This window comes from Niabella digestorum (genome assembly GCF_036409055.1).
Classification (GTDB): Bacteria; Bacteroidota; Bacteroidia; order Chitinophagales; family Chitinophagaceae; genus Niabella; species Niabella composti.
In genome coordinates this window covers 246,462-267,618 of sequence record NZ_JAZGLY010000004.1, presented here as the reverse complement: position 1 = coordinate 267,618, position 21,157 = coordinate 246,462, and the positions used below count along the sequence as shown (strand labels likewise).

Genomic DNA, 21,157 nt, shown 5'->3' with positions numbered 1-21,157 from the left:
GTTGTGTTAAACTTATTTCTGCTTCATATTGTCCGATAGTGGGGTACCACAAATTTTGCAGTAAAGCGCATCTGATGCGTTGTTTTTATTATGACAGTGAGGACAGGTGCGTGAGGCATTATCCATGTCTCTGTACTTAGTAACCACTGCTGCCGATAGCATTCCGGTAGGTACGGCAATAATGGCATAACCCAGAATCATGATAAAAGATGCAATCATTTTGCCTCCAATAGTCATAGGGGCTACATCTCCATAGCCTACGGTGGTAATCGTCACAATAGCCCAGTACACACTTTGCGGAATACTGCTGAATCCGGGATTATATGGGGATTCTATTACATACAGCAAGACGCCTAGAAACAAGGTGAGTAGTACAATGAAAAACAGAAATACCAAGATTTTATTGAAGTTGCGCAATAGCGCCAGCATCATGTAGCGGCTTTCGTCCAACAGGCGCACCATACGAAAAATGCGAAATATACGCAGGAGCCTGAAGCAACGGAATGCCATCAACATATGCCAGTTAGGGAGGAAAAATTCCATATACGAAGGCACAATGGCTAGAAAATCGATGATTCCGTAAAAACTGAGTGCATATTTTTTTGCATCCCGTACACAATAGAGTCTTAATAGGTATTCAATGGAGAAAACGATCAGAAAAACATAATCTATAATGTCGAATACTTTATCATATGCAATGGAGATGGATTCAACGCTTTCTAGAATGAGCAGTATGATACTGGCAAAAATGAATAGAAATAGGCCTACATTAAAAAGTCTGCCAGCACGCGTGTTATTCTGAAAGATGACTACATACAGCTTATGTCTGAAACTATTTTTGTCTTTGGGTGCATTATGGTCCTGAACTACATCGTGTCTGTCGGGGATAATATGGAAAAGAGACATAACCCTGAGTATTTTACTTTAAAGGTAATTCTTAGAAAAGAAAAACCTCACGTTTAAAGCGTGAGGTTTATATAGAGTCCGTTTTTTATTACTGAAGGAGATTTCTTACAGTATCGATAACTTGTTGCAGGTTCCCTACTTCCTTACCGCCCGCAGTAGCCAGCGTTTTCTGACCACCACCTCCTCCGTTAACCAGCGGAGCTACCTGCTGTTTGATAATCTGCCCCGCATCGAGATTTCTGGCAGCTACCACATTTTCAGCAATGCTGACGGCTACAAAAGCCTTGCCGCCAATATTGGCACAGAGTACTACCACGAAATCCTTCAACTGATTTTTAAGGTCGAGGCATAATCTTTTTAATGCGTCAGGATTGCTTACTTCTACGATATCTCCTATGAAGTTGATCTGATTGATGATTTCGTCTTTGCGTAGCAATTCGTTACGAATACTAACCAACTCTTTTGCTTCCAGGCGCTCTACTCTTTTTTCGAGAGTGGCTTTATCTGCAATAAGCTTTTCAACAGCCTTAATGGGATCACTAGTCTTGAGCAATTCGGCAAGCGCCTTATTCTGCGCCAGCTTATCATATACATATTGCAGTGCTGCGGGCCCTGTTAATGCTTCAATACGACGTACGCCTGCTGCCACAGCCGATTCGCTGGTAATAACAAACAGGCCAATCATACCGGTATGAAGAACGTGTGTTCCTCCGCACAGCTCTGTTGAAAAGCCGGATCCGATGCTTACGACCCTTACGATATCGCCGTATTTTTCTCCGAACAATGCCATGGCTCCCATTTGCAGGGCTTCATCTTTAGGCATTTCTTTGATGATAACCGGCAAGTTTTCTCTAATCTTGTCGTTTACTATACGTTCAACCTCCCTAATTTCTTCATCGGTGATTTTGGCGAAATGCGACACATCAAAGCGAAGTATATCGGGCGATACTAAAGAGCCCTTCTGATTGACGTGCGATCCTAGTACCTGTTTTAAAGCACTGTGCAACAGATGGGTGGCAGTGTGGTTATATGCCGCATATAGTCTTTTTTCTGCATTCACTACAGCACGCAATGGCTGCGAAACATCCGAAGGCAGTTTATCGGTAAAGTGAATGATAAGATCGTTTTCTTTCTTAGTATCGGTAACAGGAATTTCTTCGCCGTTCTCAAAAATCAGTTTTCCTTTATCTCCCACTTGACCTCCGCTTTCGGCGTAGAAAGGAGTGATATCCAATACCAGCTGATATTGTTCTTTGCCCTTAGCCGAAACCTTGCGGTATTTGATCACTTTTGCTCCTGCATTCAAATCTTCGTATCCTACAAACTTTACCGGCACTTCCGCTGCCACCTGTACCCAATCCTGCGTATCAATGGCAGTAGCGGCCCGCGAGCGATCTTTTTGCTGTTTCATTTCATTTTCAAATCCCGCTTCATCCACCTTCAAGTTGTTTTCGGTGGCAATCAGCCGTGTAAGGTCAGCAGGAAAACCGTAGGTGTCATACAGTTCAAAAGCATCTTTACCATTAATGATTCCGCTTTTGGCAGAGGCCGCAATAATATCATCCATTCTTCTAAGGCCTTTCTCCAGCGTGCGTAAGAAAGATTCTTCTTCTTCTTTAATTACTTTTTCAATAAAGGCCTGTTGTTGTTTTACTTCAGGGAATACCTGTTCAAACTGTGCGGCAATCAGTTTTACCAGCTGATATAATAAAGGCTGCTTGTAATCTAGATAAGAATAGTAATAACGAACGGCACGACGCAGAATGCGACGGATCACATAACCCGCTCCGGTATTGGAAGGTAACTGTCCGTCTGCAATAGTAAAAACAATAGCCCGAATATGGTCCGCTACAACTCTTAATGCAATGGCTTGTTTGGTGCTGCTTTCGCCCAGCAATCCACCAGATGGATTAGGCAGCGCTACCATTTTTTCTATCTCTGCAATAGTACCGGTAAAGATATCGGTATCGTAGTTACTGTTTTTACCCTGTAGAACACGCACCAGACGCTCAAATCCCATTCCTGTATCTACATGTTTAGCAGGTAAAGGCTCTAGTGAGCCGTCTTTCTTTCGGTTGAACTGGATAAATACGTTGTTCCAGATTTCGATCACCTGTGGATGGTCGGCATTAATCAGCGTTTTGCCATCAATCGCTTTTCTTTCTTCATTCGAACGGCAGTCTATATGTATTTCGGAGCAGGGGCCACAGGGACCTGTATCGCCCATTTCCCAGAAATTATCTTTTTTCTTGCCTTTGAGGATGCGATCCTTGCTAATCCATTTGGCCCATTCATCGTAAGCTTCTTGGTCGAACGGTAACCCTTCCTGCTCATCACCCTCAAATACAGTTACGTATAAACGATCCTTATCAATTTTATATACTTCGGTAAGAAGTTCCCAACTCCATTCGATAGCTTCTTTTTTAAAATAATCGCCAAAGCTCCAGTTTCCCAGCATTTCGAACATGGTGTGGTGATAAGTATCCACGCCAACTTCTTCTAGGTCATTGTGCTTTCCACTCACACGCAGGCATTTTTGTGTGTCGGCCACACGTGGATGCGGGCTTTGTTTGTTACCCAGAAAATAGTCTTTAAACTGATTCATCCCCGCATTGGTAAACATCAGGGTAGGGTCGTTTTTTACCACAATAGGAGCCGAGGGCACAATGGTATGGCCTTTGCTCTTAAAAAAATCAAGAAACCGTTGTCTTATTTCACTGCTGGTCATTGTACTATTTTAGGCCTGCAAAGATACGGTGCAGCCGTGGTATGATGGTGAATTAGAACATTTATTAAAATGTTTTGCGTAGTTTCATACAAGTACTACAATATACGGAATGTTAAATCGTTTAATAGAAAATAAAGAAAAGGTCATTCATTATATTTTTGCATAATACAGACTTTGATAAAGCAATCATGTCAAAAAGCAAATCACAAACGCAGGGAGCTTTTTCCTTTCTTGATGAAGTAGAGAAGGTAGAACCGCAACCTAAGCCCAGGAAGCACGTATTAAAACCTCCGGCTCAGATTGTGATTGAAACCGACGACACCCCTTCACCACACATCGATGATACGGCATCGATGAACGAATCACTGCCTGTGTCCCAGGTGTCGGACAGTGCTGAGCCTTCCCTTGAATCGAAACATACTGAAGTGTTGCGTGCACAAGATGATACCACTGAGTTGAGCAGCGCTGATGTGGCCAAGCCATCAGAAGCGTCAAGTACCGAAACTGAGGCGGAACTCGAAGAGCCGGGCGAGGTGAGGAAAAATACGCGAGGGCGTAAATCTGCTAAAGAGCACAGTATTGCAGCAAGCATGGTAGAAATACCGGAGGATGAGGTGCTGTTCTCTAAGCAATATTACAGTATGGGGGAGGTAACGGCCATGTTCAAGGAAAGCCACTCGCTGATACGCTATTGGGAAAGTGAATTTGATATTTTGAAGCCTCGGAAAAACGGTAAGGGCGATCGCTTTTTCCGTCCGGTAGATATAAAAAATCTTTATCTGATTTATGACTTGCTGCGGCGCAGAAAGTTCACTATTGAAGGGGCTCGCGAGTATTTGAAAAATGATAAAAAAGCAGAAAATAAATTCGCCGCTATTCAGTCTTTGCAAAAAATAAAAACGTTTTTACTGGAATTGAAAGCATCTTTGTAGAGTACAAAAATTGCGACCACAGGAATATTAATTAGTGAATGTTAATGAGATACCTGCTTGTAACTTTATTTATCGGGATAAGTGTTTTGAGTGCGAAAGCACAACAGTATGAAGTAGTAAAAGACCGTACGGGAAAGAATTTGCTCAAAGGATTTGTTACTGACAGTATTTTACGTGCAGATACAATCAATTATAAGTGGTTTGGAGAACATCAAGCGGCGTATACACCGCCAGAAACTGTTGTAAAAGCGTTTGCTGATACGAAAGACAATGTATCTATCTTAATATTCTTTGGTACTTGGTGTGCCGATTCGCACTATGTGATTCCCCGGTTTTATAAAATCTTGGAGCAGGTCGGGTTTGATAAAAATCGGCTTACTGTATTTGCATTGGATAGAACCAAAAAAGACAATGCACATTTTGCCACCAATATGAATATCGCGCATGTCCCTACCATTATTATTTTAAAAGATGGAAAAGAACTAGGCCGTGTGGTGGAATACGGTCCCTCCGGAAAGTTTGATGAAGAACTGGCTACTATTTTGAAGAAAGCTATGTAAAGGGCTTTTCATTAAGTATAACTTACATTGGTAGTTCTACCACAAACATGTATACCCAATTCCTTCATCAATTGTAATATATCTACATTAATGGCATTTTTTAGTACCGGAAAACTACTCACTTCTGCTGTGCTAGCATAATAGTCCGAAACAATAATAATAGCATTGGAGCTGATGTCATTAATATATAAACTGAAGGTGCGCACATTGTGTTTTTGGAATATCTCACGAATACCCTTGAGTAGCTCCTGCACTTTTTCTAAGGGAGTCTCCGGTTCTATTTCCAGTTTAATATCTCCACGGAAAAGTGTTCTATTGGTGAGGTTATCTAGTACACTATCCACCATTTGTTTGTTAGGAACTGTAATGTAAGTTTTGGCATCGGTGCGAATGCGAGTGCTGCGCAATCCAATTTTCTCTACCACGCCGCTAAAGTTGCTGCCCTTCACACTGTCGCCCGTTTTAAAGGGTTTATCAAAAAATATAATAAATGAAGCGATAAGGTTTTCCAAACTTTCCTTCAAAGCGAGAGCAACGGCAGCTCCTACGATACTTAATCCTGTTACCAATCCTTTTACATCGTAGTGAAAGACATATTTCAGCAATAGCAAGCCACCTAGCAAACCGATGAGTACTTTAATAAAATCTTTGAAGAAGTAAACCAATTGATGGCTGCCAGAATCACCCTGTTGCAGATAGCGCTCTTTTAAGAGAATAATAATGAAATCGACTGTTTTAATGAGAAGTCGGGTAAAAGTGATAATAATAAGCGCTGTTCCCATCATCCGAAGCAGCTCATGCAGCCGTATTCGATAAATTTTGATATCCAGAGCTTCTGGGAAGTTCAGTTTGTCTAATGCAGCTACCGTAATAAACGTAGCGATAAATAATCCCAATGGTTTTGCAATGAGGCTTTTAAAAGCCACCTTGTCCAGATTTCTATATCTTTTTCTTAAAAGAAAAAAGAAAAAAGAAGCTACATAATGAGCAATGTATCTTTTAAATAAAAACACAATAAGAATCAACGTCCCAACGATACAGTAACTTTGTAGCGTATTATCTAGATATGTTTGTTGGAGAAAATCCTTCATTTTTAAAAATTATAATCAAAACTAAAGAGTATTAATTAAAAGTATCCCTTAGCTTTTTCTTTGTTTTATACCTTTAGCCCAAAGTTTAGAGCAATATATGGCAGCATGGGAAGGAAAATCCAAAGGTAATAAATTAGGCTATGGCATATTTATCGCGTTATTAAAATATGCCGGAGTGCTGCCTGCATATATTTTATTAGTTTTTGTGGCCGGTTATTATTATCTGTTCAGCTGGAAATCGTCCCGAGCTATCTGGTATTATTTTAGAAAAAGACTCAATTTTTCATTTTTTAAATCATTATTAAAACTGTACAGCAACTATTACTGGTTTGGTCAGGCCATTATTGATCGCATTGTTATGATGGCCGGCATTAGCAATCGATTTACTTTCAATTTTGATGGCGAAGCACATTTGCATGAGATGGTGCGTCGGGGAAAAGGAGGCCTGTTGTTAAGTGCGCATATCGGAAATTGGGAAATTGCAGGGCACCTTTTAAAAAGACTTCAGACGAAAATCAATATCGTCATGTTCGATGGTGAACACGAACAGCTAAAGCAGTATCTGGAAAATACTACCGGACAAAGGAATGCCAATATTATTGTTATTAAAAACGACCTATCACATATTTACGAGATCATAGAAGCGTTGAACAAAAGTGAGCTCGTGTGCATGCACTCCGACAGGTTTCTCCCCGGAAATAAAACTTTTGATGCCATGTTTCTTGGCGAGAAAGCCCGTTTTCCTCAAGGACCATTTCTGCTGGCATCTAAGCTGGAAGTACCGGTATCATTTGTGTTTGCTTTAAAGGAAACGCTATATCATTACCACTTTTTTGCCACAAAAGGAGTGATATATAAAAACATTTCGGGAAATACACCTCAGCATATATTGAATGCTTTTACCGAAGCGATGACCGAAAAGGTAAAAGCTTACCCGTCTCAATGGTTTAATTATTATAACTTCTGGAGGGCATAATATCAGTAAGTTTATTTACTTTTAGCCTCCTCAATCTAAACAAGATTATTGTGAGCCTGACCGTAGATATTTTATCCTGTATTCCTCAGCGTTCACCTTTTGTGATGGTGGATACATTAGAAACTTGTGATGAGAACGGAGCTACTACTTCATTTCTCATAAAGAAAGAAAATATTTTCGTGCAAGACGAATGGCTTACGGAGCCAGCGCTTATAGAGAATATTGCGCAGACGGCGGCAACCAGAGTAGGATATTTATGCATGCAAGAGCAAAAACCCGTACCTGTTGGTTTTATAGGCGCTGTACAAAATTTAAAAATATTTCGCTTACCCAAAATTGGGGATGTGCTCTTTTCTAAAGTTGCTATAAAAAAGCAGATCTTTAACGCCACAATTATTGAAGGAAGCATATCTGTGAACAACCAGGAAATTGCTTCCTGTGAAATGAAAATTTTTATAGATCCTTAAAACCAAATTGTATGAAACGTGTTTTTGCTTTTGTTTTAGTGGCTGCTTTTTTATCTGCGAGCTTAACATTAGAGGCGCAATCCTTAAAAGATGTTTTTAATGATAAGGATGTTCCTATTTTTTATTATGGAATAGATTTTACTAAAGCAAAACTTATTAACGACCCATCGGCTAATACGCGTGATATTGTAGAGAGACAATTTGCCGCCATCAATGCACTAATGATTAATGAGCCAAAGAAATATGATATTGCAGGTGCATTCAGAAGGAAAGAGTTAGATACAGACTTAAAATATACTGATAAGCGCAATGAAAAACGTGATCCGGATGATATCTTATCTTCCAACACCGGCGACTACAATCATTTGAGTGAGTCGGACATTAGTACTTTGATAAAAGGATTTGATGGAGGAAATAAATCTGGGGTGGGATTGCTCTTTATTGTCGATGCTATGAGCAAAACCAAAAAAGCTGTTTCCCTATGGGTAACTTTATTTGATATTAAATCCAAAAAAGTATTACTTACAGAACGTATGGAGGGTGCGGTGAGTGCAGGCTTTACTTTTAGAAACTACTGGGCAAGTGGTTTTAAGAAGATTATAGACCAAATTGAAAAAAAGAAATATAACGAGTGGAAATCAAAATATAAATAATGCCGGAGCTGAGCCACACTATCAAAATATTAGTTCGTTTCAACGAGGCTGACCCTTTGGGCATCGTGTGGCACGGCCATTATATTCGTTATTTCGAAGACGGGCGCGAAGCTTTTGGGAAAAAATACGGCATTAGCTACCTGGATTTTTTTCAGGAAAACGTAGTGGTTCCAATAGTGCATGCCGAGTGTAACTATAAAAAATCGCTGAAGTTTGGAGATACGGTAATTGTGGAAACAACCTATCATCCTTGTGAAGCGGCTAAGATTATTTTTACATACAAGCTTTACAGAGAGGCCGGCAATAGCCTTGTTGCTACTGGAACCACTACTCAAGTTTTCTTGGATAAAGATACTCAAACGCTATTGCTTAACACCCCCCCATTCTTTGATGCGTGGAAAAAGCAGCAGGGTATATAAATTTTTTATGCCTGAAAAGCCAGTCCTACCGTTTTTTATTAATATTATTGTATCCGCTGCAAAAGTGTTACTTCTTTAATATTAATTTGTAACACGCAAACTTTTGAGCGGGGAGGAGTAATGAAACCTGTTTATGTCATTGCAAATAATATTATTTCGCCACTGGGCGATACTACAGAAAAGAATTTTTCACTGTTGCGGCAGGGGGTAAGCAGTGTGCGGTTACATGAAGCTGGAAATAGAAGCCCTATTCCTTTCTATGCTTCCTTATTTCCGGAAACCTTCTGGCAGCACCATCACACAACATTTACTAAGTTCGAATATCTGCTTGCTCAATCTGTAAATAAAGTATTGGAACAGGCTTCGGTAAATCCTGCTCATCCCAAAACAGGACTTATTCTTTCTTCCACCAAAGGCAATATTAGCCTGCTAGAAGAAAACGCTATTACTCCGCAACTGAAAGCGAAAATTAGCTTTACACAGTCTGCGAAAAAAATTGCAAAGCATTTTGGTTTTATCAACACTCCTGTGGTGATTTCGCACGCTTGTATTTCGGGTTTGGTGGCTCTCATTACGGCCAAAAGAATGTTGGAAGCAGGTTTGTACGAGAATGTAGTTGTAGCGGGAGCAGATATTATCACACGCTTTATTTTGTCGGGATTTCAGTCTTTTCAAGCTGTGAGCGATGCGCCGTGTAAGCCTTTTGATGCCAACAGAAATGGCATCAATTTGGGGGAAGCTGCGGCTGCGATTGTTTTATCCGTACATAAGCCACTAAATGATGCCCCCATTCTGTTGGCTGGAGGTGCGGTAAGTAACGATGCTAATCATATTTCTGGACCTTCGCGCACAGGTCAGGAATTATTCTTTGCCATCAGCAATGCTATGCAAGAGGGTGCGGTGAGTGCAGCCGATATTGGCTTTGTTTCTTTACATGGAACGGCTACTGTGTATAACGATGATATGGAAAGCAAAGCTATTACACTGGCAGAGCTGCAGCAGGTTCCTGTAAATAGTATTAAAGGATATTATGGACATACCTTAGGTGCTGCGGGATTGTTGGAAACAGTTATCAGCATTTGCTCTTTGCAGGAAAATATAATGATTCCAACCAAAGGATATTCCACACCGGGCACAGCACAGCAAATGAATGTTTGCACTGTTTTGCAGCCCATCGAGCAGGAAGCCTGCCTAAAAACCGCATCGGGTTTTGGCGGATGTAATGCAGCGATTGTCTTAAAAAAACAATGAGCAACATTGCCGGATAATATTAAAATTAAGATAAACGATTAAGCTGAATTCATAAAAAGTGTTGGAAAATACCCAGAGAAAATAACGGAACTAAATGGCACATCTTTACAATAAGGACAAACGAACTGCTTTGGAGGCAAAACATCTTGCGCAGCTCATTGCTCATGGGCCTATCGTATTTCAGGTGGCAAAAGTGCTAAGAGACAAAGGTATTCTGCGCATTATTGAAGAGGCCCGTACGGGCATTACGCTTGCTGATATTACTGCAAAAAGCGAGCTTTCGGAATATGGAGTGCGCGTGCTGCTCGAAGCAGGTTTAGGCATGGAAATGATAACAGTGGATGAGGAGGGGAAATATTATCTTGCCAAAACCGGATATTTCATATTACATGATGCCCTTACCAATGTAAACATGAATTTTGTGCATGATATCTGCTATAAAGGTGTGTATCATTTGGAGGAAGCTATCGAAACCGGTAAGCCGGCCGGATTGAAGGAATTAGGAAATTGGAATACCATATATGAAGGTCTTTCTCAATTACCATCACAACAGCAGAAAAGCTGGTTTGAGTACGACCATTTTTTTTCTGATATTGCTTTTCCTCGTGTATTGAAACATGTATATAAACCAGAGAATCAGATAAAAAAGTTACTGGAAATAGGCGGCAATACCGGAAAATGGGCATTAGCTTCTACACAGTTTGATAAAGAAGTTAAAATAACCATTGTGGATCTGCCGGGGCAGGCTGCAATGGCCAAGAAAAATATTGAAGCCCTAGGGTTGAGCGAGCGAGTGGATTTTTACCCGGCCAATGTGTTGGATGAAAATGTTCAGTTTCCTACAGGTTATGATGTGGTTTGGATGAGTCAATTCTTGGACTGTTTTTCTGAAGAAGAAATTGTGAGCATCCTACAGCGTTGTGGTAAGGCGATTCACGAAGAAGGCGCTATTTATATTTTGGAAGCATTCTGGGATAACCAGCGTTTTGAAACGGCAGCATTTTGCTTACAGCAGCTCTCCATCTATTTTACGGCCATTGCCAACGGCAATAGCCAGATGTACGACAGTCGTGTATTTAAAAAATGTATCGAAAAAGCAGGTTTTGATATCGTCGAAGAAATTGAAGGTATCGGATTAAGTCATACCTTGCTAAAGTGTAAAAAGAGACAGTTGCATTAAAACGCTTTAATCCGAACATTGAAACGTTAAACTCCTAAATAACCATTAAACAATGCAATCCGAACAAACAGATGTACTCGTTATAGGAGCTGGTCCTGCCGGTACTGTTGCCGCCGCCCTAGTAAATAAAGCGGGTTTTAAAGTAAAAATTGTAGAAAAGCTAAAATTTCCTCGATTTGTAATTGGCGAGAGTCTTTTGCCCCGCTGTATGGAATCATTAGAAGAAGCGGGATTGCTGAACAAAGTGCTGGAACAAGGATTCCAACGTAAAACGGGTGCAAAGTTTGTTCGAGATGGAGTGGTCTGTGATTATTCGTTTGCCGATCAGTTTACCAAAGGTTGGGACCATGCCTATCAGGTAACTCGTGCCGACTTTGATAAGGCGTTGGCCGATGGTGTACAGGAACAGGGTGTAGAAGTGGAGTATGAAACCGAAGTAAAGGCTATTGATTTTAAGGAAGATGGAAGCTCTGTTACTACTGTGGCAGATGCTACAGGGAATACCAAGCAGATAGCAGCTCGTTTTATCATTGACGGCAGTGGATATGGCCGGGTGATTCCCCGTTTGTTTGGATTGGACAAACCGTCGAATTTACCTCCGCGCAAAGCCGTTTTTGTCCACATAAAAGATGTAAAACGACATATGGATGATGAGCCCGACAGAATTACCATTGTAGTGCACAAACCCGATGTGTGGGTGTGGGTGATTCCGTTTTCTACAGGAGTAACATCTGTGGGTTTTGTAGGAACGCCGTCGTTCTTTGATAAATATACCGGCACTCTTGAAGAGCAGATGCGAGGACTTATTGCCGACGAACCCTATGTCGCTCAACGCATGGAAGGTGTGGAGTTCTTATGGGAGCCAAAGGTATTGCAGTCTTGGTCTACCACTACGCAAACATTCTATGGGAAAGGCTTTATACTTACAGGGAATGTAACAGAGTTCTTGGATCCTGTTTTTTCTTCAGGGGTGACATTGGCTACGGTATCCAGTCAGCTGGCGGGAAATCTAGTGATAAGGCATCTGAAAGGCGAAAACGTAGATTGGCATAAAGAATATACCGAAGTGATGATGCAGGGTGTCAATACATTCAGAAGTTATGTAAACGGATGGTACGATACTACATTACACACAATATTTTTTGCTAAAGATCAAGATTCTAATATTAAGCGTAAAATATGCTCGGTATTGGCCGGTTATGTATGGGATTTAGAAAATGATTATGTGAAGTATCATGATACCGCGTTAAGAAAACTGGCTAAAACTATTCATCTGAGAGACAGTATTTCTTACATTAACAACGGGTTTAAAGACTCTGAAAAAAAATAAGAAGCATTGTTACAAGATAGCAGCGTGCATATTACCTCCTTTTGTAAGATTCGAAATCATAAGGTTTGGAGGAATGAGGAGTTAATTTATGAAAGGAAAACAGAGGGGACAGATATTCTGCAGGACATGTATGACCAGCTGACTCTAAATTATCCGAAGTTTTTCAAAATGGATAATTTATGTAAGCTAGGAACGCTGGCGGCACATGTATTGTTGCATCATTTACGTTTAGAAAACTATCAACCGGAAGACATAGGCATCGTATTATCTAACAGCAATGCCAGTATTGAGGCGGATGTAAAGTATTATGAGTCGTCAAAAGCCTATCCTAGCCCAGCGCTCTTTGTATATACGCTGCCCAATATTGTAATTGGAGAAATAAGTATACGATACGGATGTAAGGGAGAAAATGCATTTTTCGTAAGTGAGCAATTCGATGCAAGGCTACTGCATTTTTATGTTATGGACCTATTACGGCATCAACGTATAAAAGCCTGTATTTGTGGTTGGTCCGATGTTGTAAACGATACAATGGAGGCCTGCCTTTTCTTTGTTGAAGTAGGAAATCATAATGGCGTTAACTTTACTGCCGAAAACATAGATAAATATTACAAACAAGATTTGAATGGAAAGGAATGAGCTGATACAGCAGTTGAAAGAGCAGATTATAAAACAACTGAATTTGGTTGATAAAAAACCTGAAGATATCGGAGACGATGATCCGCTGTTCGTGGAAGGATTAGGTCTTGACTCGATCGATGCTTTGGAACTAATTGTATTGCTACAACAGGAATACAATATAAAGCTGAATAATGCAGAAGAAGGGCAAAGTATCTTTCGTTCTGTAAGTACCATGGCCGATTATATTCTCGAACGTCAGGCAGGATCAGCCAACTAAAAAAACTTTTCGAAACAGCAACCATGGAGAGTCAGCCAAAATCCGTTGGAAATGCCGTGTATGTTGCAGGTACAGGTGTAGTTTCAGCAATTGGAAATAATGTACAGGAAAATCTGTCTTCACTGATTTCCGGCAAAGCCGGAATCGATGCCATGCAGCGCCTGCACTCGGTGCATAAAGGAGCATTGCCTGTTGCAGAAGTTAAACTGTCCAATGCGGAGCTGGCCGAGCGTACCGGGTTGTCCGAACGGATCAGTCGTACGGCTCTATTAAGTACACTGGCTGCAATGGAGGCTGTCGAAAACGCTGGAATTGATATAAAAAAATGGCGTACCGGATTCATTTCTGCCAATTCAGTCGGCGGAATGGATAAAACGGAAGATTTCTTTGAAGGATTTTTGACGAATTCCCATGCCGGTCGTCTGCATCAGGTTGTAAATCACGAATGCGGTGCCATTACCGAAATTACTGCCGATGTATTGGGCATAAAAGATTTTGTAACCACTATAAGTACGGCCTGTTCTTCTTCGGCCAATAGTATTTTTCTAGCGGCGCGTTTGATAAAGCAAGATAAGCTGGATGTGGTAATCGCCGGAGGTGTGGATTCGTTAACGCGGTTTACGCTGAATGGTTTTAATACATTGATGATTTTAGACAACCAGCCTTGTCAGCCTTTTGATGAAAACCGTCGAGGATTGAACTTAGGAGAGGGCGCCGGATACGTGGTATTGATTTCGGAAACAGTAGCTGCAACTTTAGCAAAGAAACCTTCGGTTGTTCTTAGTGGATGGGCCAATGCAAACGATGCTCATCACCAGACCGCCTCTTCTCCTGAGGGAAAAGGAAACTTGCTGGCAATGAAAAAAGCACTTGAAAAAGCCGGTTTGCAACCCTCGCAGATAGATTATATCAACCTTCATGGTACTGGTACCAACAATAATGATATTGCAGAGGGTACTGCCATAAAAACTTTATTTCAGGAGCCTTATCCTTCTATGAGCTCCACCAAATCATTCACCGGTCATACGCTGGGAGCCAGCGGTGGCATTGAAGCGGTTTTCTCTACGTTGGCTATTGAACAAGGCCTTGTCTTTCCTAATCTACGCTTCGAAACACAGATGAAAGAACTACCCTTCACTCCTGTTGTAGAGCTGCAACACCGGCCATTACAACACGTGCTTTCCAACTCTTTCGGGTTTGGGGGGAATTGCAGCAGTTTGGTTTTTAGTAAAATTGTATGAACAATTGAGCTAAAAATTCTAACGTTATTGAGAAAACTAAGCTTGTGCCGACTCGCATTTTATTAGTACCTTCGCGCAAAATTTGATCCTGTAGTATAAGCATCGTACGATATAGATAGAGCCATGAGAGGGCGTTGGTTAAAAATATTGTTGTTTTTATTTACCGGTTTTGTCAGCGCTTTAAATATTTTACAGGCAAGCGACTCACTAACCGGATGTGTAGAAAACGACGACGTATCGTTTCATGTTTCTGTCGTTCAAAAATTACAAGATGCTGATGGCGATGTTCTTGATGCCATAATTGTTCAACAACGCATTCGAAATTATTTTCAATTTAATGCTATTCATCAGAATAGCGGGGCCGATTATCTGAATGCATTGATAATCGGAAATAAATCACTGCAGCATCCGGTATATCACTCTAAGCCGCAACAGAAAGCCGGATATGGTATTTTATACTTGTATTATCTATACTGATATCTCTTCCATTTTGAAGTTTCTTGTTTAGAACCGTTTATTTCGGGATTGTCTATTCTCTTCATTTTAGCTAAAGATTTGTTTGCCATTCGAAAAAGAAGATGCGTTCTTTTTGTGTCTTCGAGTGGAGGGATTTGTTTTTATCATCACTTAAAAGTTCTATAAAATGGAATTGAGATATATAGTATATATAGTATTTATCAGTATAGTAATTGCTGCGTGCTCATCAAATGCTACACAGACTTCTTCCGAGTTAAGAGATTTTCCTGTCATAAGAGTTGAACCCAGAGATACTGTAATCAGCAAAACGTATGTGGCAAATATTGAAGCTGCTAAAAATGTTCGGGTACATGCAAGAGTAAGTGGCTTAATTAAAGCCGTATTAGTCAGTGAAGGGCAACACGTGCAAAAAGGGCAGCCACTTTTTAAAATCAATGATGATGTATTGCGTGTGGAACTTGAAAAAACTAATGCAGCTTATCATGCGGCCGAAGCGGCTGTAAAAATGGCTCAGGTGGAGCTTTCGCAGATAAAAGCCTTATTCGATAAAAAAATAGTTGCCAAAAGTGAATTGGATATTGCCCAAGCGAAATATGAATCTGCCTTGGCTCAAAAGAATCTGGCGAAAGCTGAACAACACGCCATTCAGCAAAAAATAAATTTTACAACCATTACTGCTCCTTTCAACGGTGTGATAGATCGTATTCCTTTTAAAGAAGGAAGTTTGGTTAATGAAGGTGATTTACTTACTACCATTTCCGACCTATCCCATGTTTATGCGTATTTTTCTATTCCGGAAGATGAATATTTCGAGCTTTTAGGTAATAATGAAAGTATTTTTGCTCAGCGGATTCAATTACAGCTACCTAATGGAGAGGTGTATCGTTATAAGGGAGAACTGCATAAGGCTGAGAGCGAAATTGACCGCATTACAGGTTCTATTGCTTTTAAAGCAAAATTTTCTAACCCAGATGGGTTAATCAAACACGGAACATCCGGAAAACTACTTCTTTCCAAAACTCAAGAAAAAGCCATTCTAGTTCCACACAAATCTGTTTTCTCCATTCAGGACAAAAACTATGTGTTTCTTGTAAGCCAAGACAATAAAGTAAAAATGCACCATGTAGTTTTAGGCGCAACACTTGATGGGGTTTACATTGTGGATGCCGGCCTGAATGGTAACGAGCTCATTGTATATGAAGGAATCCAAACCCTTCGCGAAGGCGATGTTATAAAACCCAAAGCTTATTCTTTTTAATAATTGAGCGAATGAATAGTGTTTCTGAAAGCGTCAGCGGCGCTTTGCATTTCCTTTTTTTTAAGTAAAACTGAAAGTAGACGATGATTCAAATGTTTTTGAGACGGAAAGTCCTGTCTCTGGTGATCTCCATATTCATAGTATTAATTGGATTATTGGCGCTGTTTCGCTTACCGGTTACGCAGTTTCCGGATATTGTGCCGCCTTCGGTTGTCGTGAATGCTACGTATACGGGGGCAAATGCAGAAGTTGCTGCAGAGGCAGTAGCCTTACCGTTAGAACGCGCCATTAACGGTGTGCCGGGAATGACCTACATGACCACCGTTACCAGCAACGATGGTAAAGTGATGATTCAGGTATTCTTTGAAGTTGGTACTGATCCTGATGCTGCGGCAGTAAATGTGCAAAACCGAGTTACAACCATATTAGACGAGCTACCGGAAGAAGTAACACGAGCGGGAGTAACCACGGAAAAAGAAGTGAACAGTATGCTGATGTATCTCAATATCATCAGTACAGACTCTACCATGGACGAACAGTTCATTTACAACTTTACCGATATAAACATTTTGCAGGAATTAAAACGCATCGATGGTGTCGGTAGAGCCGAGATTATGGGTCAAAAGGAGTATTCGATGCGTGTGTGGTTGCATCCCGACAAAATGCTGGCGTATAATGTATCTACCGATGAAGTAATCAATGCACTTCAGCGACAGAACGTTGCTGCAGCTCCAGGAAAAATTGGTGAAGAGTCAGGAAAAGAAAGAACGCAGTTGCAGTATGTTCTTAAATATACCGGAAAGTTCTCCACTCCGGAACAATATGAAGAAATTCCTATTCGCTCACAACCCGATGGTTCGATTTTAAAATTAAGCGATATAGCCAATATCGAGTTCGGCGCACAAAGCTATGGAATGATTTCAAAAACCGATGGAAGTCCTTCGGCCTCCATCATGCTGAAACAAAGACCGGGATCCAATGCTAGTGATGTAATTGAGCTGGTAAAGGAAAAGATGGAGGAACTTAAAAAAACTTCTTTTCCGCCAGGCATGGATTACAATATGGCTTATGATGTTAGCCGATTTCTGGATGCTTCTATCCATGAAGTAATTCGTACGCTTATCGAGGCATTTATTCTAGTGGCTTTGGTTGTATTTATCTTCCTACAGGATTGGCGTTCGACGCTGATTCCTATATTAGCAGTTCCTGTTGCATTGATAGGTTCTTTTGCTTTTATGTCCTTAATGGGATTCTCCATTAACCTGCTTACTTTATTTGCATTGGTACTGGCAATAGGAATCGTAGTGGACAACGCAATCGTAGTGGTGGAAGCTGTTCACGTAAAAATGTCTGAAGGTAAGTTATCTCCACCCGAAGCCACTGCTGCCGCAATGAAAGAAGTTGGAGGAGCTATCATCGCCATTACGATTGTTATGTCGGCAGTATTTATTCCTGTGGCGTTTTTATCGGGTCCTGTGGGTGTGTTTTACCGACAGTTCTCCCTTACATTAGCAGTATCTATTATTATCTCCGGTATTAATGCGGTGTCCTTAACCCCTGTTTTATGTGCTATACTGCTGAAGCCTCATAATAATCACTTAGCACAAGGCGTTCTTGGAAAGTTCTTTGCTGGCTTCAATAAAGCGTTTGATGGACTTACAGTTAAATTCAGTCGTTTTCTAAGAAAATGGGCTCCCAAAAAATCGGTGACTATATTAGCTACAGTACTATTGATTGTTCTCACTGTAGGAATGAACAAGCTCATCTCTTCTGGCTTTATTCCAATGGAAGATCAGGGAATGATATATGTAAGCGTCACCACTCCTCAAGGAGCCACCGTGAGCCGCACAGAGGATATACTCACACAGATTACCGAAATCAGTAAGAAAAATCCCGCAGTTGATAATATAACTACATTGGCCGGCTTCAGCATCGTAACAGAGATAGCTGGTGCTAATTATGGTATGGCGATGATTAATCTGAAACCATGGGGAGAACGCTCGGTATCTGTAAACGATGTTATTGCTGAGCTCAATCAGAATGTACGAAATATTACAGATGCCAAGATTGAAATATTTGCCCCCCCCACTGTTCCTGGTTTTGGTAATACAAGTGGTTTTGAATTACGGCTCAATAACCGTAGTGGTGCATCAATAAGTGAAATAAGTGAAGTTGTGCAGCAATTTGTGGATTCTCTCAACAGCAGCCCGGTGATACAGGGAGCCTTTACCAGTTTTGATGCGAGCTACCCTCAATATCTCATTCACGTAGATTATGACCTAGCTGCAAAAAAAGGAGTTTATGTAGAAAATGCTATGCGCACCTTACAAACCTTTCTCGGAAGCTATTATGCTACCAACTTTATTCGCTTTAAACAGATGTACAAGGTAATGGTGCAGGCCGATCCACAATATCGAAAAAATGTCAATGATATTTTGAGGCTATATGTAAAGAACGAGCATGGAGAAATGGTGCCATTTTCTACTTTCTGCAAAATCGAACCTGTGCTAGGGCCAGACGTACTTACTCGTTATAATATGTATACATCGGCCATGATCAATGGCGAAGCAGCTAAAGGATATAGTAGCGGCGACGCTATAGCAGAAGTAGAGCGCATTTCTCGAAATACTCTTCCCCGTGGTTACAGCATCGAATGGAGTGGAATGACCAGAGAGGAAATTCTGTCCGGAAATCAAACATTATTCATCTATGCTATTGTATTGATTTTCGTATACCTATTACTAGCGGCACAATACGAAAGCTTCTTGTTACCATTTCCAGTATTATTGAGCCTACCACCTGGTATGTTGGGTGCGTTAATGTTTTTGAAGCTAACAGGACTAGATTATAACATTTATGCTCAGGTAGCACTGGTAATGTTGATAGGGCTTCTTAGTAAGAATGCTATTCTGGTGGTGGAATTTGCATTACAGCGTCAAAAAGAAGGTGTTGCAGTACTACAGGCGGCCATCGAAGGAACCAAATCTCGATTAAGACCGATTTTAATGACATCCTTTGCTTTTGTAGCCGGATTGATTCCGTTGTGTATAGCCACGGGCGCTGGGGCTATGGGTAATCGTAGTATCGGTATTGCTGCGGCAGGAGGAATGATTATAGGAACTGTTTTCGGACTGTTAGTGATTCCGGGATTATACTATCTATTTGCTTCCCCAAAAAAATAGAGAGCAACAAATGCTTAGATAAAAATTAACGATTTCAAGAATAAAAGATAGTTGCCTTAAGCCAGAATTTTTTAAAACAAAAACTCGGAAAGAATAAAACATGAAACGTAATGTTTATACATATATTGGAAGTGCCTATTGTATACTGTGGATGGGTACAATGGGGTGTAAAACACCACAAGTAGCCCAAATTCCACAACTGAAGGAGATTCCTTCTCATGAAACTCAAACTACTACACAGGATATTCCTGACTTAACATTAAAACAATTTTTTAAAGATGATTATTTAATACAACTATTGAAGAAAGCACAAAAAAACAATCCAGACATTCATATTCTCCAACAAAATGTTTGGATTGCGAGTACAGTACTACAACAAAGTAGAAAAGCATTCTTTCCTATTTTAAGTATAGATGCCCTAACTTCTGGAACTAAATATGGTAAGTATACCATGGAAGGTGTAGGAAATTTTGATACAAACCTATCTGATAATATCGAAGAAGATCAGAAAATTAAAACTAATCCTACGCCCAACCATTGGCTGGGTTTAAAAACAAGTTGGGAAATTGACTTGTGGGGTAGATTGAAACAACTGAAAGAATCGGCTCAAATGCAATATTTTTCTACAAAAGAAGGGCTACGGCTGATGCAAAATGAAATTCTGGGACAAGTTGCCGATTTATACTTTGATTTGATTGCACTCGATAATAAAGAAAAGATTTTGCAAAGAAACGTTACTCTGCAAAACGAAATTCTGAACATTATTAAAATACAACGTGAGGTGGGTAAGGTTACCGAGTTGCCGGTAAAGCAGTTTCAGGCTAGCGTTGTGAATAGTGAGGCCCATCTTGAAGAAGTACGCGCTGAAAAAATCAGAACAGAGAGAGCGCTGCTGAGTCTAATAGGTGAGTACGAAGGAGATATATTATTCGACACTACATTTAAAAATATTTCTCATGAATGGCTTACGCATTTGAGACATCTGGAAGATTTGATTCACAAGCGTCCTGATGTACAGCAAGCATATTATCAGTTGCAAGCCAGTCATGCAGACGCCAAAGCAGCCCGTTCAGCTATGTTACCTCGACTAGAATTAGGCGGCTACTGGGGGCTAAACTCTTTTTCTGCAGCTACCTTTATTAATCCGGCATCAATGGCTTGGCAATTATTAGGAAACATAACAATGCCTGTTTTTCAACAAAAACAATTAGCAAGCCAGTTTGCTATTCGCAATTACGAACAACAGATAGCATTCTATAAATATCAGCAAGCTGTTACGCGTTCTTACAATGAATTACAATCAATTATTGGCCAAGCTCGACAATATGAAAAAATTTTGGCATTAAAACAACAAGAAAGTCTTTATCTTGATTCGGCCATTCATATTTCAAACGATTTATATACCACGGGGTTTGCAAATTATCTTGAGTTGTTAACATCTCAAAAAAATAAACTGGATGCAGATTTACTTTTAGTGGATTATCAGCTACAGCAAGCAAAGCTATATGTATTATTATTTAAAGCTCTGGGAGGGCTAATGCTGCGCGATGAAGAGGATAAACTGTCATAGGCTATTAGCGCTTTTTTTTAATAAAAACGATAAATTTA

General features: G+C 40.4%; 19 protein-coding genes. 16 read left to right on the top strand and 3 right to left on the bottom strand.

Translation table 11 applies throughout. The features are described from left to right. Positions 1-12: 12 nt before the first annotated feature. Positions 13-906, bottom strand: a complete 894-nt coding sequence (locus V2H41_RS08625) for an ion transporter (RefSeq protein ID WP_330974743.1) — start codon at positions 904-906, stop codon at positions 13-15. 88 nt (positions 907-994) lie between these two features. Next, positions 995-3,634, bottom strand: a complete 2,640-nt coding sequence (alaS, locus tag V2H41_RS08620) for an alanine--tRNA ligase (protein WP_330974742.1) — start codon at positions 3,632-3,634, stop codon at positions 995-997. Positions 3,635-3,822: 188 nt separating this feature from the next. Between alaS and V2H41_RS08615 the strand changes: the two genes are divergently transcribed. Continuing rightward, a complete protein-coding gene (locus V2H41_RS08615) occupies positions 3,823-4,566 on the top strand; it encodes a MerR family transcriptional regulator (RefSeq protein ID WP_330974741.1) in 744 nt (247 codons plus the stop codon). A 44-nt stretch (positions 4,567-4,610) separates the two neighbouring features. Continuing rightward, a complete protein-coding gene (locus V2H41_RS08610) occupies positions 4,611-5,126 on the top strand; it encodes a thioredoxin family protein (protein ID WP_330974740.1) in 516 nt (171 codons plus the stop codon). Between the two features lie 11 nt (positions 5,127-5,137). On the opposite strand, the gene V2H41_RS08605 is transcribed toward V2H41_RS08610, so the two are convergent. Further along, on the bottom strand, positions 5,138-6,217 hold the full coding sequence (locus tag V2H41_RS08605; RefSeq protein WP_330974739.1) for a mechanosensitive ion channel family protein: 1,080 nt from the start codon (positions 6,215-6,217) through the stop codon (positions 5,138-5,140). Positions 6,218-6,314: 97 nt separating this feature from the next. Here V2H41_RS08605 and V2H41_RS08600 point away from each other — a divergent pair, with 97 nt between their 5' ends. The 14 genes from V2H41_RS08600 to V2H41_RS08535 all read left to right on the top strand — a co-directional run bounded on the left by V2H41_RS08600 (position 6,315) and on the right by V2H41_RS08535 (position 21,119). Further along, the gene (locus V2H41_RS08600; RefSeq protein ID WP_330974738.1) at positions 6,315-7,193 is read left to right on the top strand and encodes an LpxL/LpxP family acyltransferase; all 879 of its coding nucleotides are present in this window, start codon (positions 6,315-6,317) and stop codon (positions 7,191-7,193) included. A gap of 50 nt (positions 7,194-7,243) precedes the next feature. Next, the gene (locus tag V2H41_RS08595) at positions 7,244-7,660 is read left to right on the top strand and encodes a hotdog family protein (RefSeq protein ID WP_330974737.1); all 417 of its coding nucleotides are present in this window, start codon (positions 7,244-7,246) and stop codon (positions 7,658-7,660) included. Positions 7,661-7,671: 11 nt separating this feature from the next. After that, positions 7,672-8,313, top strand: coding sequence for a hypothetical protein (locus tag V2H41_RS08590; protein WP_330974736.1), 642 nt, complete (start codon positions 7,672-7,674; stop codon positions 8,311-8,313). Then, on the top strand, positions 8,313-8,732 hold the full coding sequence (locus V2H41_RS08585; protein ID WP_330974735.1) for an acyl-CoA thioesterase: 420 nt from the start codon (positions 8,313-8,315) through the stop codon (positions 8,730-8,732). The genes V2H41_RS08590 and V2H41_RS08585 overlap by 1 nt, the downstream gene beginning before the upstream one ends. 120 nt (positions 8,733-8,852) lie before the next feature. After that, a complete protein-coding gene (locus V2H41_RS08580) occupies positions 8,853-9,983 on the top strand; it encodes a beta-ketoacyl synthase N-terminal-like domain-containing protein (RefSeq protein ID WP_330974734.1) in 1,131 nt (376 codons plus the stop codon). Positions 9,984-10,077: 94 nt separating this feature from the next. Next, on the top strand, positions 10,078-11,163 hold the full coding sequence (locus tag V2H41_RS08575; protein ID WP_330974733.1) for a class I SAM-dependent methyltransferase: 1,086 nt from the start codon (positions 10,078-10,080) through the stop codon (positions 11,161-11,163). 52 nt (positions 11,164-11,215) lie between these two features. Then, complete coding sequence (locus V2H41_RS08570) at positions 11,216-12,493, top strand: NAD(P)/FAD-dependent oxidoreductase (protein WP_330974732.1); 1,278 nt, start codon at positions 11,216-11,218, stop codon at positions 12,491-12,493. A gap of 6 nt (positions 12,494-12,499) precedes the next feature. Further along, positions 12,500-13,132 carry a beta-ketoacyl-[acyl-carrier-protein] synthase family protein gene (locus V2H41_RS08565; RefSeq protein WP_330974731.1) on the top strand — a complete coding sequence of 211 codons (633 nt, stop codon included), beginning with the start codon at positions 12,500-12,502 and terminating at the stop codon, positions 13,130-13,132. Then, positions 13,119-13,391, top strand: coding sequence for a phosphopantetheine-binding protein (locus tag V2H41_RS08560; protein WP_330974730.1), 273 nt, complete (start codon positions 13,119-13,121; stop codon positions 13,389-13,391). Before V2H41_RS08565 ends, V2H41_RS08560 begins: the two co-directional genes overlap by 14 nt. Before the next feature lie 23 nt (positions 13,392-13,414). Further along, complete coding sequence (locus V2H41_RS08555; RefSeq protein WP_330974729.1) at positions 13,415-14,632, top strand: beta-ketoacyl-[acyl-carrier-protein] synthase family protein; 1,218 nt, start codon at positions 13,415-13,417, stop codon at positions 14,630-14,632. Between the two features lie 123 nt (positions 14,633-14,755). Then, entirely contained in the window at positions 14,756-15,109 is a 354-nt protein-coding gene (locus V2H41_RS08550; protein ID WP_330974728.1) for a hypothetical protein, read from the top strand. Positions 15,110-15,275: 166 nt separating this feature from the next. Continuing rightward, entirely contained in the window at positions 15,276-16,367 is a 1,092-nt protein-coding gene (locus V2H41_RS08545) for an efflux RND transporter periplasmic adaptor subunit (RefSeq protein ID WP_330974727.1), read from the top strand. An 83-nt stretch (positions 16,368-16,450) separates the two neighbouring features. Then, positions 16,451-19,549, top strand: a complete 3,099-nt coding sequence (locus tag V2H41_RS08540) for an efflux RND transporter permease subunit (RefSeq protein ID WP_330974726.1) — start codon at positions 16,451-16,453, stop codon at positions 19,547-19,549. Between the two features lie 100 nt (positions 19,550-19,649). Further along, a complete protein-coding gene (locus tag V2H41_RS08535; RefSeq protein WP_330974725.1) occupies positions 19,650-21,119 on the top strand; it encodes a TolC family protein in 1,470 nt (489 codons plus the stop codon). The last annotated feature ends 38 nt before the right edge of the window (positions 21,120-21,157 follow it).

What these genes read in the sequence shown, in the direction of transcription:
- V2H41_RS08570 (WP_330974732.1), top strand. Translation starts at nt 11,216, where the DNA reads ATGCAATCCGAACAAACAGATGTACTCGTTATAGGAGCTGGTCCTGCC.
- V2H41_RS08605 (WP_330974739.1), bottom strand. Translation starts at nt 6,217, where the DNA reads ATGAAGGATTTTCTCCAACAAACATATCTAGATAATACGCTACAAAGT.
- V2H41_RS08575 (WP_330974733.1), top strand. Translation starts at nt 10,078, where the DNA reads ATGGCACATCTTTACAATAAGGACAAACGAACTGCTTTGGAGGCAAAA.
- V2H41_RS08550 (WP_330974728.1), top strand. Translation starts at nt 14,756, where the DNA reads ATGAGAGGGCGTTGGTTAAAAATATTGTTGTTTTTATTTACCGGTTTT.
- V2H41_RS08580 (WP_330974734.1), top strand. Translation starts at nt 8,853, where the DNA reads ATGAAACCTGTTTATGTCATTGCAAATAATATTATTTCGCCACTGGGC.
- V2H41_RS08625 (WP_330974743.1), bottom strand. Translation starts at nt 906, where the DNA reads ATGTCTCTTTTCCATATTATCCCCGACAGACACGATGTAGTTCAGGAC.
- V2H41_RS08560 (WP_330974730.1), top strand. Translation starts at nt 13,119, where the DNA reads ATGGAAAGGAATGAGCTGATACAGCAGTTGAAAGAGCAGATTATAAAA.
- V2H41_RS08610 (WP_330974740.1), top strand. Translation starts at nt 4,611, where the DNA reads ATGAGATACCTGCTTGTAACTTTATTTATCGGGATAAGTGTTTTGAGT.
- V2H41_RS08535 (WP_330974725.1), top strand. Translation starts at nt 19,650, where the DNA reads ATGAAACGTAATGTTTATACATATATTGGAAGTGCCTATTGTATACTG.
- V2H41_RS08615 (WP_330974741.1), top strand. Translation starts at nt 3,823, where the DNA reads ATGTCAAAAAGCAAATCACAAACGCAGGGAGCTTTTTCCTTTCTTGAT.
- V2H41_RS08590 (WP_330974736.1), top strand. Translation starts at nt 7,672, where the DNA reads ATGAAACGTGTTTTTGCTTTTGTTTTAGTGGCTGCTTTTTTATCTGCG.
- V2H41_RS08600 (WP_330974738.1), top strand. Translation starts at nt 6,315, where the DNA reads ATGGCAGCATGGGAAGGAAAATCCAAAGGTAATAAATTAGGCTATGGC.
- alaS (WP_330974742.1), bottom strand. Translation starts at nt 3,634, where the DNA reads ATGACCAGCAGTGAAATAAGACAACGGTTTCTTGATTTTTTTAAGAGC.
- V2H41_RS08545 (WP_330974727.1), top strand. Translation starts at nt 15,276, where the DNA reads ATGGAATTGAGATATATAGTATATATAGTATTTATCAGTATAGTAATT.
- V2H41_RS08555 (WP_330974729.1), top strand. Translation starts at nt 13,415, where the DNA reads ATGGAGAGTCAGCCAAAATCCGTTGGAAATGCCGTGTATGTTGCAGGT.
- V2H41_RS08585 (WP_330974735.1), top strand. Translation starts at nt 8,313, where the DNA reads ATGCCGGAGCTGAGCCACACTATCAAAATATTAGTTCGTTTCAACGAG.
- V2H41_RS08540 (WP_330974726.1), top strand. Translation starts at nt 16,451, where the DNA reads ATGATTCAAATGTTTTTGAGACGGAAAGTCCTGTCTCTGGTGATCTCC.